The 16,479-nt window shown below is 41.7% G+C and carries 18 protein-coding genes; 17 read left to right on the plus strand and 1 reads right to left on the minus strand.

Annotated features, from left to right (window positions below; genetic code table 11):
• The first annotated feature begins 1 nt into the window (after nt 1).
• The 9 genes from UB32_RS03110 to UB32_RS03150 all read left to right on the plus strand — a co-directional run bounded on the left by UB32_RS03110 (nt 2) and on the right by UB32_RS03150 (nt 8,707).
• Nucleotides 2–1,063, plus strand: a complete 1,062-nt coding sequence (locus tag UB32_RS03110) for a DUF3900 domain-containing protein (protein ID WP_044391120.1) — start codon at nt 2–4, stop codon at nt 1,061–1,063.
• Between the two features lie 272 nt (nt 1,064–1,335).
• On the plus strand, nt 1,336–2,016 hold the full coding sequence (locus UB32_RS03115; RefSeq protein ID WP_044391122.1) for a response regulator transcription factor: 681 nt from the start codon (nt 1,336–1,338) through the stop codon (nt 2,014–2,016).
• Nucleotides 2,013–3,392, plus strand: coding sequence for a sensor histidine kinase (locus UB32_RS03120; protein WP_044391124.1), 1,380 nt, complete (start codon nt 2,013–2,015; stop codon nt 3,390–3,392). Before UB32_RS03115 ends, UB32_RS03120 begins: the two co-directional genes overlap by 4 nt.
• A gap of 52 nt (nt 3,393–3,444) precedes the next feature.
• A complete protein-coding gene (locus UB32_RS03125; RefSeq protein WP_044391126.1) occupies nt 3,445–4,743 on the plus strand; it encodes a VTT domain-containing protein in 1,299 nt (432 codons plus the stop codon).
• 228 nt (nt 4,744–4,971) lie between these two features.
• Complete coding sequence (locus UB32_RS03130) at nt 4,972–5,535, plus strand: TetR/AcrR family transcriptional regulator (RefSeq protein ID WP_044391128.1); 564 nt, start codon at nt 4,972–4,974, stop codon at nt 5,533–5,535.
• A 73-nt stretch (nt 5,536–5,608) separates the two neighbouring features.
• Nucleotides 5,609–6,010, plus strand: coding sequence for an acyl-CoA thioesterase (locus UB32_RS03135; protein ID WP_044391130.1), 402 nt, complete (start codon nt 5,609–5,611; stop codon nt 6,008–6,010).
• Between the two features lie 161 nt (nt 6,011–6,171).
• Nucleotides 6,172–6,981, plus strand: coding sequence for an enoyl-CoA hydratase/isomerase family protein (locus tag UB32_RS03140; RefSeq protein WP_044391131.1), 810 nt, complete (start codon nt 6,172–6,174; stop codon nt 6,979–6,981).
• 41 nt (nt 6,982–7,022) lie between these two features.
• Nucleotides 7,023–7,454 (plus strand): IS200/IS605 family transposase, encoded by a 432-nt coding sequence (gene tnpA / locus UB32_RS03145; protein WP_044391133.1) that lies wholly within the window; start codon nt 7,023–7,025, stop codon nt 7,452–7,454.
• Between the two features lie 245 nt (nt 7,455–7,699).
• Nucleotides 7,700–8,707 (plus strand): phosphotriesterase family protein, encoded by a 1,008-nt coding sequence (locus UB32_RS03150; RefSeq protein WP_044391135.1) that lies wholly within the window; start codon nt 7,700–7,702, stop codon nt 8,705–8,707.
• 194 nt (nt 8,708–8,901) lie between these two features.
• Here UB32_RS03150 and UB32_RS03155 read toward each other — a convergent pair whose 3' ends face one another.
• Nucleotides 8,902–9,951 carry a M42 family metallopeptidase gene (locus tag UB32_RS03155; RefSeq protein WP_044391137.1) on the minus strand — a complete coding sequence of 350 codons (1,050 nt, stop codon included), beginning with the start codon at nt 9,949–9,951 and terminating at the stop codon, nt 8,902–8,904.
• Between the two features lie 151 nt (nt 9,952–10,102).
• Here UB32_RS03155 and UB32_RS03160 point away from each other — a divergent pair, with 151 nt between their 5' ends.
• The 8 genes from UB32_RS03160 to UB32_RS03195 all read left to right on the plus strand — a co-directional run bounded on the left by UB32_RS03160 (nt 10,103) and on the right by UB32_RS03195 (nt 16,475).
• Nucleotides 10,103–10,996 carry a superoxide dismutase gene (locus tag UB32_RS03160; RefSeq protein WP_044391140.1) on the plus strand — a complete coding sequence of 298 codons (894 nt, stop codon included), beginning with the start codon at nt 10,103–10,105 and terminating at the stop codon, nt 10,994–10,996.
• Nucleotides 10,997–11,078: 82 nt separating this feature from the next.
• Complete coding sequence (locus UB32_RS03165) at nt 11,079–11,390, plus strand: DUF3892 domain-containing protein (RefSeq protein WP_044391142.1); 312 nt, start codon at nt 11,079–11,081, stop codon at nt 11,388–11,390.
• 192 nt (nt 11,391–11,582) lie between these two features.
• Nucleotides 11,583–12,347 carry a beta-ketoacyl-ACP reductase gene (locus tag UB32_RS03170; protein WP_044391144.1) on the plus strand — a complete coding sequence of 255 codons (765 nt, stop codon included), beginning with the start codon at nt 11,583–11,585 and terminating at the stop codon, nt 12,345–12,347.
• A gap of 17 nt (nt 12,348–12,364) precedes the next feature.
• Nucleotides 12,365–12,814 (plus strand): MaoC family dehydratase N-terminal domain-containing protein, encoded by a 450-nt coding sequence (locus UB32_RS03175; RefSeq protein ID WP_044391146.1) that lies wholly within the window; start codon nt 12,365–12,367, stop codon nt 12,812–12,814.
• Nucleotides 12,811–13,224, plus strand: coding sequence for a MaoC/PaaZ C-terminal domain-containing protein (locus UB32_RS03180; protein ID WP_044391148.1), 414 nt, complete (start codon nt 12,811–12,813; stop codon nt 13,222–13,224). Before UB32_RS03175 ends, UB32_RS03180 begins: the two co-directional genes overlap by 4 nt.
• A gap of 153 nt (nt 13,225–13,377) precedes the next feature.
• The gene (locus UB32_RS03185; protein ID WP_044391248.1) at nt 13,378–14,583 is read left to right on the plus strand and encodes an acyl-CoA dehydrogenase family protein; all 1,206 of its coding nucleotides are present in this window, start codon (nt 13,378–13,380) and stop codon (nt 14,581–14,583) included.
• 12 nt (nt 14,584–14,595) lie between these two features.
• Nucleotides 14,596–15,369: an SDR family oxidoreductase gene (locus UB32_RS03190; protein ID WP_044391150.1), complete on the plus strand. Its 774-nt coding sequence runs from the start codon at nt 14,596–14,598 to the stop codon at nt 15,367–15,369.
• A 47-nt stretch (nt 15,370–15,416) separates the two neighbouring features.
• Nucleotides 15,417–16,475 (plus strand): phosphotransferase family protein, encoded by a 1,059-nt coding sequence (locus UB32_RS03195; RefSeq protein ID WP_044391152.1) that lies wholly within the window; start codon nt 15,417–15,419, stop codon nt 16,473–16,475.
• Nucleotides 16,476–16,479: the final 4 nt, after the last annotated feature.

A 16,479-nucleotide genomic window follows, 5' to 3' on the forward strand; every position in this document is an offset into this window, starting at 1 on the left:
CATGGAATTTGAAGTGGAATACCTTTCCTTCTACGTTGTTCAGGTAGAAGGAAAAGGCGATCAGGCAGATAAAAGATATAAACATTTCCAGACTCTGAACGAGGAAGAATATGAAAATAGTCCTTTAAAAGATTTCCTGGATGGTGAATTCGCAAAAATCGTCAAACGAAAGGTTGAACGCCATCCAAAAACAGATGAAGTTCCGACTAAGATTGGTTCCTTCATTGTTGAGGAAGGGCATGACCTGACCTCAAACCCAAACTATAATCTTTTTCACCGGGCGCGCTTTTCAGAATCAAAGGAGGATTTCCAGCAGGAGAGTGAGAAATTCGCCATTGCCTATGTGGATACGAGTGCTGTCCGCGGAGGAGCTTTCATTGTCGCCAAGGCAAAACTTCGTAAATATTTTGATGATGCTTTTGTGTTCATTCTGAAATGTGATTTCGAGCCGAAAGTTGCTTCCATTTCTGATGAAACTACCTTGATCCGTCAGGTGGAAATGGCCATTACAACGAAGAATATGAAGTCCATCCAGTATCCTTTTATGCCAGAAGAAGGCATGATCCAGGATAATGAATTGAAAATCAACCAGTCTTCTCATTCCCGTTATTTTGAGGATTTCCTGAAATATGTAGAATATGGACAGTCCATGCCCGAAATCGTCAAAACTCAAGTCATCGAAATGGTCCGCGGGCACATGGAGGAAACCTTCGAGCCGGAAAGTGAAGAGCGCGAACAGCTCGAAAACGCCATGGAAATCTGGGCTGCCAGCGAAAAAAGGGAACTGCAAGAACGATTTGAACCGGAACAAGTCATCGAGGCTGCCGCGCAGCTAATCGAGCATACACCTGAGCTCGAATTAAAGATGAAGCTTGATCACGTTTCGGTCAAAGGATTGCTTGCCGACTACGGTGACAGCATCCACCTGGCAAAACTAAATGGAAAATATGTCTTAATAATTGAAGCAGACGCAGTAACCTTTGAAAAAGGCTTTTCTCCAGTCGAATTTGCGAAACCTGACGAAATCGGCACTGTAGTGGAAAGAATCAGGCAAAAAGGCTAGCCACAAATAGATAAAATCCATCAGGCATCGATGTTTCGATGCTCTTCTTTATATTGTCAACATATAGGCTTGCTGATTAATTAGAAATGAATAGATCCAGTCTCGTTTTTCGTTGTGGACACATCCATACACATCTTACTGGGATTCCAAACACTCCCGTTCATTAAAAATCAATGAAAATAAGAAGTTTTAAAAAAATTGCTGATACAATTAGTTTTTATACTAACAATAACAAATACCTTTATACTTTATTGCTAGGGGGGCAATGTTGCATGAAAACCCATATTTTAGTCGTAGAAGATGAAATCCAAATTGCTCGTGTTTTGAAGATGGAGCTTGAATATGAAGGATATCAGGTGACGGTAGAGCATAACGGGAAGGCTGGGCTGGAAGCAGCCTTACATAAAGACATAGACTTAATTTTATTAGATGTGATGCTGCCTATATTAAGTGGCATCGAGGTGTTAAGACGGATACGAAAAGAAAACGAGAAGATTCCTGTTATTCTCCTTACCGCCCGTAATACCACGTTTGATAAAGTAGGTGGGTTGGATCAGGGTGCTAATGACTATATAACAAAACCATTTGAAATTGAAGAATTATTAGCAAGAATTCGTTCCTGTCTCCGCCATAATTCTATAAAAGACTCGATGCTGTCTATAGAAGATCTAGTTATTAATACCGATACAAGAGAGGTTGTAAGAAATGGCCTATCCATCCTCTTAACGCCGAAGGAATACGACCTATTGGTCTATCTAATTGTAAATAAAAATAAAGTGGTTACACGTGAAAGTATCCTTGTAAACGTATGGGGATATGACTATGAGGGAGAAACGAATGTGATTGATGTGTTCATTCGTCATTTACGAAAAAAGATTGATGATGGTTTTGCTTCTCCTTTGATCACCACTGTTAGAGGCATCGGGTATTCAATACGGGGAGAACTCAGATGAGGATTACATTAAAGATTAGTCTGTTAACCACCGCTTGGATGCTCCTTACCTTAATAATAATCAATATTATCGTGTTTATTTTATTTATGAAAACGACTGTTGATATGGAAAAAGATACCACGATTCAAAAAGCAGATGACATTGTAAAGTATTTTCAGGCCGAGACTGACTATACTCCTGAACAAATCAATAGTAAATTAAAAGCGCTTTTAACAGAACACTCGTATATTCGCATCTTACAGGCCGACAACCAAGTCCTATATGAAGTAACAAATGAAAAGCCGCTTGCTGAAAAAATAAAAGGAAAATATGTGGATACACAGGAGTCTGAAAGACGGGGAATATCATTAGCAAAAAAGGAAAAGCAGGTGTTAATCGTTCGTGTTCCGTTGAAAGAGGGACTTAATGTAAAAGGAAGTCTGGAGATTGGTAAGGAACTAATTGGCTTAGAATCAAGGAAAGATATACTATTATGGATTCTAGGGGTTAGCTCCCTTTTAGCGGTTATTTTATCATTACTAAGTGGAAGATGGCTAGCAAATATTATCATGCGGCCGATTACTAATATGATTCAGACGATGGAAGATATTGAACGAAGCGGTATTCCTAAGAAAATTATTATTCATAGCGAAACGAGGGATGAACTTCAAACATTAGCCAATACATTTAACTTGATGATTGATAGACTAGAGGAAAACTTTGAAAAGCAGTCTCAATTTGTTTCGGATGCATCCCATGAATTGAAGACTCCTTTAACCGTTATTAAAAGTTATGCCAACTTGCTGAGAAGACATGGATTGAAAGATCAGGAAATGGCCGATGAAGCTATACAAGCCATTCACACAGAGGCAACAAGAATTCAAAAAATGACGGAAACCTTTTTAGATGTAGCTTCTTTAGAGAAAGAAGTTGAGTTGGAAATGAATTTAGTCAATTTGGTTTCATTGTGCCAATCCATTCTTAAACAACTAAAACATGTTTATAAAAGAGATATTATCTTGCATTTTGAGGAATCGCCAATACTTATTCTAGCGGACGAATTAAAGATTAAGCAGGTTATTATTATTTTACTTGATAATGCCATTAAATATAGCAATAAAAACATTGATGTTTTTTTAAAAAAAATGGAGGGAAATGCTATTGTATGTGTGGAAGATCATGGTATTGGTATTCCCCAAGAAGAAATTGAGAATATTTTCGAACGATTTTACCGTGTGGATAAAGCAAGAAGCAGGGAAACAGGCGGATCAGGTTTAGGGCTTCATATTGCGAATAGGATTGTGAAATTACACAAAGGGGAAATTACCTTAAAAAGTAAAGAAGGAGAGGGAACTAAGGTAATACTGCATTTACCTGCCGGATTGGAATTATTGTAATAAAAAAATCTCATTCTATTCTTCTTGACCTTGAACTAATTTGGAGGCATGTATGTCCTATTTAATCACTTTATTTGAACAACACAGTTATTTGACATTATTTATTGGGATTTTTCTTGAGCTTCTAGCTTTTCCAATATCAGGGGAACTATTGATGAGCTATGCGGGCTACTTTGTTTATCAAGGGAAAATGAATTATGTTTTTGCACTGCTGACTTCATTTATATCGGCAGGTGCAGGAATTACAGTTACCTATTGGATTGGCAAGGTTGGAGGCTATAGGCTTATTGAGAAATACGGAAAATATATACATCTAGGTCCCGAAAGATATAAAAAAACAGCCGCTTGGTTTGAACGGTCAGGGAGTAAATTGTTGATCTTTGCTTATTTCGTCCCAGGGGTTAGGCACTTTACTGGCTACGTATCAGGAATTTCCGGAATGCCGTTTCGGAAATTTATTTTCCCAGCATATATTGGTGCTATTTTATGGGGAAGCAGTTTTATTACATTAGGAAAAGTATTGGGGCCGAACTGGAAAATATTCCACGAAGCAGCAAGTAAATATTTAGTTGGTTTTCTTATTGCTTTGGCTGGATTGATAGTGGGTTATCTCGTTTATCGGTTTTATAAAAATCAAATTAAAAACTTTTTCATTCATTGGTTAACATGGGTAACTAATTATTTTAGGACAATTAGGGCTACGGAAATATTTCTTGTATTTCTTTTCTTAGCGCTCATTGGTTTAGTGGTCCTGATGTTTGGGTTAACACAGGATTATCTGGCCAATGACTTTGCTGAGTTTAACGAAATAACAGAATATGTCATTCAAACTGCTATTTACATGAACTGGATGAACGGGTTATTAACATTTCAACAGCCATTTGCATTTGGAAGTGTAATTGCTGTAACCCTCATAGGTATCTGGGTAAAACAGAGAAACCGATTACTCGAATATCTTCTACTGGTGGTAACAATATTTGGAGGTATTCCTTTTCGTTCCATCATCATGGACCTATTTTCTTTCCTTCAAACACTAGGTTTCATGGGGGAATTTCATTCGGCGAATTTTCCTGATTTGAAAGCAACTTTGGTGATGATCATTTATGGAACTTGTATATTTTTACTCGTTCGGCATTCAAAAAAGAATTATTGGACTATTGTTATTCCTGTAATCGGATTATTTTTATTAGTAGGTCTAGCGATTGCAAATATTGCATCGACTCATTTGCTTCCTAGTGACATTGTAGGTGGGTATGTATATGGTGGAGTTTGGATCTTCTTTAACTTCTTGTTGTTTGAAATGTTTCGACTAATGCTTGAAAAGGATGAATTTAGAAAGGATAAAAATTAAATCTACGTATAAGGGAAGAAACCGTGATATTGGTCAAAATAATGCCGCCTAATATGTTTTATAAGGCGGCATTTTATTTTTTAGAATATTTAGACTAATAGTTGAATATTTCAAAATAAACGATATAATAAAGTTAAAAATACATACCGACCGGTTAGTAGATGAATAAACGATGGGGAAAAACGGTATATTTTTTGTGCAGACTAGTAGGAATGCGAGGACAACAAAGTGAAAGAAAAAATAATCGAGTACAGCATTCAATTATTTGAAAAAAAAGGCTTCAGTGAGACATCCATCCAGGATATCGTTAATTCTATAGGTGTGACAAAAGGGTCTTTTTATTATTATTTTTCCAGCAAAGAAGAGCTTCTCATGGATATCCACCTGAGATATATCGACGAATTGCTCGGCCGACAAGAACAGATATTGGCTGATCCATCGACAAGCAAACAAAAATTGTTCGAGACTGTCTATATGCTGATCAGCAGCATTAAAACAAAAGGGACATCAGCAAGAATCTTTTTTAGAGAGATGCGGCACTTAAGCGATGCCAGACTGGCACAGATTATCGACAAACGGGATGAATTTAGGCTGAACGTGGAACGGTTAATCCGGGAAGGAATCGAAATTGGGGAATTCCGTAAGGATTTAAACCCGGTCATTGTTACGTTTGGAATACTCGGTGCAGCTAATTGGAGTTATCAGTGGTTTAATCCAGATGGCAAGGTTTCTGACAGGGAAGTAGCGGAGATATTTGTCGAAATGATCTTAAAGGGAATTGAAATCAACTAAAGAATAAAATAGGAAGAGGATTAAAAACTTTAACATACTAACCAGTCGGTAGGGAGAAAGTGAGGATAAATAGATGCAGAACATTCAAATCCAGGTCCGTTTTGGCGAAACGGATGCCTTAGGACATATCAACAATACAAGTTATTTTGTCTATCTTGAAGAGGCAAGAATCCGCTTTTTTGAATCATTAGGCTATAGCATGAAATTGGATGAGTGGAAATTCATACTAGCGTCAACCAAATGCGATTTTGTCAGCCAGGGATACTTTGACCAGCTTTTGACTGTGAAAACATATGTGTCAAGAATCGGGTCAAAAAGCTTCCATCTTGAGCATGACATCGTCTGCTCGCAAACGAATGAGCTAATCGCCAAGGGAAATGCCATCATTGTGTATTACGATTTTAAAAATCAAAAGAGTGAAGTGTTGCCTGAATTGCTCAAAGAAGCATTAAAAAATAATTTTTTACTTGCTTGAAAAATGAATGATTTGTATTTGATTCTAATCAGGAGGTGCCTGGTTTGAGGTTCTCAGAAACGGTAGCGCTTATTACAGGAGCCGGAAGCGGAATACAGGATCAGATGTCCTTGTCGATGGCGGATGGTTAATCAAATAGTTAATTCGAAAGGGTGAGCGATATGACAGAAGTTAAAACAAGTGACCATTTAATTGTAAACAGAAGCGGAGCCGTTCTTTCATTGACGCTTAACAGGCCTGAGAGCCTGAATGCTTTTAGCCCGGAAATGATTCTCGGAGTGACAGATGAAATCCAGAAGGCCCAGGAGGACCTCAATGTCAAAGTAATCATACTGTCTGGCTCCGGCCGCTCCTTCAGTGCCGGAGGAGATGTGAAAACGATGGGACAGGCAAATGCCGTTGGCGTTTATGACCATATCGGCAAATTGAATGAATGCATCCTCACCATTAAGGATACAGAGAAGCCAATCATTGCTGCAGTACATGGTTTTGCTGCTGGCGCTGGCTTCAACCTGGCATTGGCATGTGATTTGATCATAGCGGCGAACGACAGTAAATTCGCCCTGAGTTTTTCCCAGGTAGGCCTAGTATCTGATGGGGGCGGTTCCTATTTTGTCCCGCGGCTGGTTGGACCTCACCTGGCAAAACAATTTATGTTCACCGCAGAACCTATTCCAGCAGAACGCTTGTACCAGCTGGGAGTCATCAACTACCTTGTGCCATTGGAAAACCTTCAAGAGGAAACGATAAAACTAGCCAGTAAATTAGCCAATGGGCCAACACGGACGTATGGCATGATCAAAAAGCTGATTGACCATTCAATGGCCGCAACTTTAGAGGAAATCCTTGAGCAGGAGCGTATTACCCAGACGATGATGGTTTCAACAGAGGACCATCAAGAAGGTATTGCAGCTTTTAACTTACAAATGCGTGGTCTAACTCCACCGTCTTTAGACGGTATCAGCTTTTAGCCTTATCCTTGCGTGTCCATACTAAGTGATGAGGTGAGAGTATGGACGGATACAGGAAAAATAGTCATGCGGTATTTGATATAAAATATCACGTGATTTGGGTAACAAAATATAGATACAAGGTGTTGCGTGGCCCAATAGCGGTAAGAACGCGGGAACTAATAAGGCAGGGCTGTGAAGCAAGAGGCATAACAATCTTGCAAGGTAGTGTAGGAAAAGATCACATTCATCTGTTACTATCATGTCCACCAAGTCTAGCTCCGAGTAAAATATTGCAATATCTGAAAGGGAGATCATCGAGGTTATTGCAAGACGAGTTCCCAGAACTAAAAAAGAAGTACTGGGGTCAACATTTATGGGCCAGAGGCTATTTTTGTGCAACAGTTGGTACAGTGACGGAAGAAATAATAAGAAACTATATTGCAAACCAGTTCAATGAAGAAAAGAACGACATATTCAAGATTGAAGAATGAGTTCAGTCTCATTTGGAGTATGCTTCAGCTTAGGGGCTTTAAGAAGGACTTCAGCCTTGAATAACGACTTTAGTCGTCGACATTTATGTCAAAATCCACCTGCTTTAGCAGGTGGTCGTTTAAGGAAAAAAGGAAACCTGAATTTACAGGCAACTAATGAGGATCATGATGAAAGCAATTTCTTCAGTCCCGGCAAACGAAAGGAAAGCTGATTTTAAAACCTTAAAAAGACCTGCGGTAACAGTATGGCAAAGATTAATACGGTTACCGGTCCAATTAATGCAGAGCAATTGGGAAAGACTTTGATTCATGAACACTTTATTTTTGGCTATCCAGGTTTCCAGGGCGATGTGACGCTAGGTGCTTTCAATGAGGAAGCAGCTTTGGAAGAGGCAATCAACATTGTCAGGCATATGCAGAGCTTCGGTGTCCAGACTGTCGTGGATCCGACACCAAATGAATGTGGCAGAAACCCGGAATTTTTAAAGAAAATATCTGAGGCGACAGGACTTCAGATCATCTGTGCAACAGGCTATTATTATGAAGGCGAAGGAGCAACCCCCTATTTCAAATTCAGGCAGGCTTTAGGTACAGCTGAAGAAGAAATTTATGAAATGTTCAAGAAGGAGCTGACCGAAGGCATTGCAGGTACAGGAATCAAGCCTGGAGTCATCAAATTGGCTTCAAGCAAAGACGAAATCACAGAATACGAAAAAATGTTCTTCCGTGCGGGTGCGCGCATCCAGCAGGAAACAGGAGCTGTGATCTTGACCCATACACAGGAAGGTACAATGGGTCCCGAACAGGTTCGGCTATTGATCGAAAATGGAGCGGATCCAGCAAAAATCATCATTGGCCATATGTGTGGGAATACAGACCCAGAATATCACAAACAAGTGCTTGACCAGGGCGTCAGGATCGGCTTTGACCGCTTTGGGATCCAGGGGATGGTGGGAGCACCATTCGATCAGCAGCGGGTACAGACTCTTCTTGCTTTGCTTACTGCAGGGTATGAGGACCAGATCTTACTTGCCCATGATACTGTGAATATCTGGCTCGGCCGTCCTCCTGTTATGCCTGAACAGGTAGCAAAAATCATGGAAAACTGGCAGCCAGGCCATATTTTCACCGATATCCTTCCGCAGCTAAGGGAAAACGGAGTGTCCGAGACTCAAATCGATAAGATGCTTGGCGGTAATGCAATTGGGTTATTCACGGGATCTTCCGTAAATTTAAATTTCCTAGAATACTAACCCTTGATTCTATAAGAAAGGGGCGATGACCTATGCAAAATTCACACATATTAAAAAAGGAATCAAGGATAGGCTCCCCAGCATGGCCTATCGAGTCAGTATCGGAAGAATTCATGAATGAATTAGCAGACACCTACTAACTATGTAAAAAGGAGATGCGCTTTCATACCGAAGCGCATCTCCTTTATTTATCATTATAAAATCATTTCAGATTGTACGTAGTGATAAAGCAGCTTAGTTGTATTTTCAATAGAATCTTTATGCGTTCTTTCAAATGCGTGTGATGAATCGATTCCAGGACCAATCAGACCGTGGATGATATCATGTCCTGAACGGATTGCGGCTGAAGCGTCCGATCCATAAAAAGGATAGATATCGAGTTTGTAGCCGATTCCATTGTCGATGGCCAGTTGTGTCAGCCTTTTACGAAGTTCATAATGATATGGGCCGCTCGCATCCTTCACACAAATGGAAACCGTATATTCATCGGTAGATTGGCCATCGCCCATCGCACCCATATCCACCGCCAGGTACTCAACAGTTTCCGGTGTGATATTCGAATTTCCTCCATAACCGATTTCTTCATTATTAGAAATGAGGAAATGTGTTGTATACGGCAGTTCCATGTTTTCACTTTTGATTTGTTTGATTAGCTGAAGGAGGATTGCTACGCTTGCTTTATCGTCCAGGTGACGTGATTTAATATACCCGGATGGCGTAAGCTGTACACGCGGATCAAACGAGACAAAATCTCCAACCTCGATGCCAAGTGCTCTCACATCATCAGCACTTTGGACTTTTTCATCGACACGTACTTCCATGTTATCCTGGTTGCGCTCTGCTTTTCCGGCATTCTTATAGACATGTACGGAAGTCTGGTGCATCAAAATCGTTCCTGAGTACTTTTTTCCGCTGGAAGTTTCAATCTCACAATACTCACCCTCGATGGAGTTATACTTAAAGCCGCCGATCAAATCAAGCTTTAGTCGTCCACTTGGTTTAATTTCTTTTACGATGGCGCCAAGAGTATCGACGTGGGCAGTCAGCATTCTGTGGTTTTGCCGATCTTTCCCCTGCAAGGTGGCAATCAACCCACCCTTGCGATTTCTTTTCGTTTCTACCTGCAATTCCTTTAAATAATTTTCTACATATGTAATCACATCGTTTGTATTACCTGAAGGACTCGGAATACTGACCAGTTCCTTCAACAGGTTCACTGTCTCGTCCGTAATTGGATATGCCATATTATAACTCCTCCCTATAATGAAGATTCTCGCATTATTCTTATTATAAACTTTTTTCCTGAAGCGAAATACCATTTAACTTTAAATACTGTAATCCTTAAACCAGTCCGCTCATATTTTGATTATGGATGTAGTTTTGGGAGGCGATAAAATGCACGGGTATTGGTTTAAATATTCCTTGCAGGAATGGTGCAGGGAGATGGAAGAGAAATGGGACTCCGTAAAAGCTCAGCTTAGAGAATCTGGAGATCAAGACTCGTTAATGCAATGGGAAGAAAACTTATTCACACTGAAAAATAAAGCAGAAAGTAACCCGGATGCGGAAGAGTTGTATGCACAAGCAAGAAAATTATTTGACGAGCTTACAAATTTTGAAAATAGCCCTGAAGATGGACGCCTGCAACCACAGAGGCTACAGCCGGTGCCAATAGGAGGCCACAAATTGCCGCCATTGCCATATGCTTATAATGCGCTCGAGCCTGTGATCGATAGAGAAATCATGAGACTTCATCATTTAAAGCATCACCAAGGCTATGTAGATGGCTTGAACAAAGCAGAAAAAGAAATGCAGAAAGCCAGGCAAACCGGTGATTTCTCTTTGATCAAACACTGGGAAAGGGAAGCAGCTTTCCACGGATCAGGCCATTATCTCCACACGATTTTTTGGAACATTATGATCCCGAATGGAGGGGGAACTCCAAAAGGGCAGCTAAGCAAGGCCATCAACGATACATTCGGCAGCTTCGAGAATTTTAAAAAACATTTTACCGAAGCCGCTAAAAATGTCGAAGCTGTAGGCTGGGTCATCCTTGTCTGGTCTCCTCGTTCCCATCGCCTCGAGATCCTCCAGGCTGAAAAGCATCAAAACCTGACACAGTGGGATGTTGTTCCACTCCTCGTTTTGGACGTTTGGGAACATGCCTATTATCTTCAATATAAAAACGAACGGGCTAAATATGTTGAAAACTGGTGGAATGTTGTCAACTGGAAGGAAGTAGAGCAGCGGTTCAACAAAGCCAGGGCATTAGCTTGGCAGCCATTTTAGAGGAGTGACTTAGTGTCACTTCTTTTTTTGTATAAAAGCTTCCTTTTGGCAAAAACTAAACATATGTTCGGGAGGTGGTATTTTGGATAATAAAGATTTTAACCAGATCTACAATGAATATAAGGAGCAAAGCAAAACACAGGTGGAAATCGAAGTAAACACTGGCCAGCCCGGGAAAGAGCAAATCGTGGCTGTCCGGAAAAATGATGACGGGGACCTGATTGCGTTCAAGACAGAGAATGGCAGAGAGCTGGATTACGTCACTGCCCTCAGTGAAGCGAAGGCTGGCAGGCTTGCCCATGTGGATGTATTCCATAAATACGGACGGGATATTCTCAGGAGTGAACCAGACGGAATCAAAGAAAACAATCTCGATCATTTACCCGATTTTTAGCAGGGAATTTCCCCTGCTATTTTTGTTTCCTATATAAAAAAACTTGATTTTTCTGAAATTTCAATCTAAAATTAAGAGTAACATACCAACCGGTAGGTATGTGAAAAAGGGTAGTAACATACAATTTTAATAGGCCAGTTTGTTTAATAAGTAAAAATGAAAGCGTTAACAGCTACCAGATAGGGAGGAATCATGATGGGAAGATTTGATGGCCGAGTGGCTTTTGTAACAGGAGGAAGCCGGGGAATTGGAAAAGGGATTGTCCAGCTATTCGCGCAAGAAGGAGCTAAAGTAGCTTTTATTGATTTGAACGAGGAAGTACTTGCAGATACAACGAATGAGCTTCGTGAAAAGGGATATAAAGTCTACTCAAAGATAGCGAATGTTACTGACGCAGAGCAAGTAGAACAAGCTTTCAAAGAGGTGAAAGATACCTTTGGTTCGGTTGATATTCTAGTGAATAATGCGGGCATCATACGTGACAACCTTCTTTTCAAGATGACCGACTCTGACTGGCAAACAGTCATGGATGTTCACTTAAAGGGATCATTCAATGCAGCCAGGGCTGCTCAGAAGTACATGGTCGAACAGAAGTATGGCCGGATTATTAATATTTCCTCAACTTCTGCACTTGGAAACCGAGGACAGGCAAACTATGCTGCAGCCAAGGCAGGGCTTCAGGGGTTCACCAAAACCCTGGCCATTGAGCTGGGGCGTTACGGCATAACCGCAAACTCCGTAGCTCCAGGGTTTATCGAAACGGAAATGACAAGAGAAACTGCAGCTCGAATTGGCATCCCTTTTGAGGATTTAATTAAACACAGTGTAGCGGGAATTCCTGTTGGCAGAAGCGGAAAACCGGAGGATATTGCCAATGCGGTCGCTTTCTTTGCGGATGAAAAATCATCCTTTGTAAATGGCCAGGTCATTTATGTCGCAGGCGGGCCTAAAAATTAACGTGAGGTGAAGGATCTATGTTCAAAGAGCATATTGGCAAGCAATCGAATAAAGTGAAAAATATAGTTGAACGCGGTGCTGTCAAAAAGTTTGCGGAAGCCATCGGGGATCTTCATCCCATTTTCGTGGACGAGGAAACGGGCAAAAACTCCAGATACAGCAGAAACATCGCGCCGCCAACGTTTCCGAGAGTATTTGACTATGGAACAATCGACGGATTGAACCTTCCAAATAAAGGCCTGATCCATGGTGAACAAACCTACCATTATGAGCGTCCATTATTGGTAGGTGAAGAACTCACATGCTACTCCGTAGTGGAAAATTACTTTGAAAAGAAAGGCACTCAAGGAGAGATGGGATTTCTTGTGCTGGAGAGCTTTGGCGAGGACGACATGGGTCAGGTTGTTTTCACTTCTACGCAAACAGTCATTATTACGGAAGCAGTAAGGAAGGTGCTGATTGGATGAGTAGATTGGCAGAATGGAAGATTGGTGAATCTCTAAAGGAAATCCAGCTGGATCCGGTGGATCGTATCACTTTAATTAAATATGCCGGTGCCTCCGGTGATTATAATCCGATTCATACAATAGACGAAGAAGCCCAGAAAGCGGGACTGCCTGGGATTATCGCTCACGGAATGTGGACGATGGGCAACCTGGCAAAACTGTTTACTAATTTTTACGAGGAAGGTTACATTCAGGACTATACCATTCGTTTCAAAGGAATGGTGTTCCTGAATGACGTTGTCACTCTCCAGGCTGAACTGGCAGAGGAAAATGAAAACAATCTCCGATTCCTCGTCCGAGCAGTCAACCAAAATGGCAACGAGGTCATTAAAGGAACTGTTACTTGCCAGCTTTATGCTTCTTCATACTAATAATATCAATAATTTCAGGAATATCTGCGCCAATTGTTTCAGCTAAATCTACTTCTGTTAAAAAAACGTTTGTTTTTTCCAGAAACAGGTGACGTTGATGATGGTTTGAAACAGAATTATTCAATCAAAAGAAAATTTGAAGAGGTGGAAGATATGAATTTTGACCATACAGAAAAGGTCAAGGAATACCAGGCCAGGCTGACAGATTTCATGGATGAATACATTTATCCAAATGAACAGGTATATAATGAACAAATTGACAAAAAGGACCCTTTTTCAAAGGTTCCATCGATCATGGAAGAACTAAAGGTAAAAGCAAAAGAAAAAGGTCTTTGGAATCTGTTTTTGCCTAAGAGCGAATATGGGGAAGGATTGACAAATCTCGAATACGCTCCCCTTTGCGAAATCATGGGCAGGTCCAGCATCGCGCCAGAGGTGTTCAACTGCGCTGCTCCAGATACCGGGAATATGGAAGTGCTTGTCCGCTACGGAACGGAAGATCAAAAGGAACAATGGCTGAAACCACTTTTAAATGGGGAAATCCGTTCCTGTTTCTCCATGACGGAGCCGGATGTTGCTTCATCTGATGCAACGAATATTCAGGCTAGCGTCGTCCGTGATGGCGACGAATATGTTATTAACGGGACAAAATGGTGGTCATCGGGTGCAGGCGATCCGCGCTGCAAGATTGCGATCGTGATGGGAAAAAATGACCCAAATGCTCCAAAGCATGAGCAGCAATCTATGGTTCTCGTTCCGCTGGAAAGTCCGGGAGTGACAATTAAGAGAACCATCCCAGTCTTTGGCTATGACCATGCTCCACATGGACATGCCGAAATAGAATACAAGAATGTCAGAGTGCCTGTTTCCTATATGATTTGGGATGAAGGGAAAGGCTTTGCGATTGCCCAGGGGCGTCTTGGCCCAGGCAGGATCCACCATTGCATGAGGACGATTGGAGCTGCTGAAAGGGCACTAGAGGAAATGTCCAAACGGGTACTGGAAAGAACTGCTTTTTGCAAAACACTTGCCGAACAGGGGGTCATCCAGGAATGGATCGCGGAAGCACGAATCGATATTGAGCAGTCCAGACTTCTGACATTGAAAGCCGCCTATATGATGGATACAGTTGGAAACAAAGAAGCGAAAGCAGAGATTGCAATGATCAAAGTTGTTGCACCAAATATGGCGTTGAAAATCATCGACAGGGCGATCCAGGCTTTCGGCGCTGCAGGAGTAAGTGATGATACCACGCTCGCTGCTTCCTGGGCAAATATCAGGACACTGAGGTTGGCGGATGGGCCTGATGAAGTACACAAACGGGCAATTGCAAGGTATGAACTGAAAAAATATAGGTAGGGGGAAACAGCAATGCATGTATCAGAATTATTTTCACTAAAAGGAAAAGTCGCCATTGTCACTGGTGGCGGACGCGGTCTCGGCGAACAGATCGCTGTTGGTTTTGCAGAAGTAGGAGCCAATGTTGTCGTCTGTTCGCGACGAGTCGCGGCATGTGAGGAAGTAAGTCAAAAACTGAAGGAAATCGGTGTTGAATCCCTTGCTTTGAAATGTGACATCACGAACCCAGAAGATGTAAAAAATGTCGTTAACCAAACTGTAGAGAAATTCGGCCGGATCGATATTCTCGTCAATAACAGCGGAGCGTCATGGGGAGCGCCAGCGGAAGATATGCCGCTGGAGGCGTGGCAAAAGGTAATGAATGTCAATGTGACTGGAACATTTCTGATGTCACAGACAGCTGGGAAAGTCATGCTCGAACAAGGCTCAGGGAAAATCATCAATATTGCCTCGGTGGCTGGATTGAAAGGGTCCAATCCAAAGATAATGGATGCAATTGGCTATAACACCAGCAAGGGCGCTGTGATCACTTTTACAAAAGACCTTGCTGCAAAATGGGGACCACGCGGGATCTACGTTAATGCAATAGCACCCGGTTTCTTCCCGACTAAAATGTCAAAAGGCCTGCTGGAAAAAAGCGGCCAGGCAATCCTCGAAGGAACGCCACTACGGAAATTTGGATCTGATAACGACCTAAAGGGGGTTGCTGTATTCCTAGCGTCCCCAGCCTCTGACTACATCACTGGAGACGTAGTCGTAGTGGATGGCGGCACTCATGTCCTTTAAAAATGGGAGAATGCATTGAAAAGAAATTCCAAAGGAGGAATGGAAAAATGGCTTCTGATACGATACCGATCAGGCAAGGAGAAGAACTAGATACAGAAGGAATCGAAAAATACCTGAGGGAGCAATTGCCTGATCTTCCAGAAGGCATTTTAACAGTTGATCAGTTTAGCTTTGGGAAATCAAACCTCACCTACCAGCTGAAAATTGGAGAATGGGAGGCCGTCTTAAGGCGGCCTCCGTTCGGTCCTGTTGCACCAAAAGCGCATGATATGGCTAGAGAGTACAAAATTCTTAAAGAGATTAGTCCACACTTTGCTGCTGCTCCGAAGCCCTTTTTATTTGCTGATGAAAATGTCATCGGCAGTCCGTTTTTTGTGATGGAAAGAAAGCGTGGCATCGTACTTGATACAGATTTCCCAGAAGGCATCGCGCCGACTGAAGAAATGTGCAGATCGTTATCGGAAACGATGGTTGACCACCTCGTTGAGCTTCATAGCATCGATTATACGAAGACTAGGCTGACCGAAATGACAAAACCTGAAGGCTTCATGGAACGGCAGGTCATAGGCTGGATCCGCCGTTATGAGCGAGCGGAAACGGATATTATCGAAGGGGTTGAGCATTTGAAACAATGGTTGCTAAAGAATGTCTCAGAATCCAAAATGCCAGCAATCATTCATTATGATTATAAATTGAATAATTCCATGTTCAATGAGGATTTAACCAAAATGGTCGGACTGTTCGACTGGGAGATGACGACGGTAGGTGACCCGCTGGCCGATCTGGGTGTGGCGATGAGCTACTGGATTCAACCGGATGATTCCGATCTGTTAAAAAGCGGGCTGGGAAAACCGCCAGTTACAGTGATACCAGGGTTTATGACGCGTAACGAATTCATGGAGAGGTATGCGAGGAAAAGCGGCAAGGACCTTGCGAATATGAATTTCTATCAAACATTCGCTTATTTCAAGCTTGCGGTGATCTGCCAGCAAATTTATTTTAGGTGGAAAAATGGCCAGACAAAGGATAGCCGGTTTGCTCACCTAGATGCGTTTGTCAGCAGCCTGATTCAATATGCGTTATATACCTCAGAAGAGAAGGGGTGAAGGA

The organism is Mesobacillus subterraneus, from assembly GCF_000934845.1.
Taxonomy (GTDB): domain Bacteria; phylum Bacillota; class Bacilli; order Bacillales; family Cytobacillaceae; genus Mesobacillus; species Mesobacillus stamsii.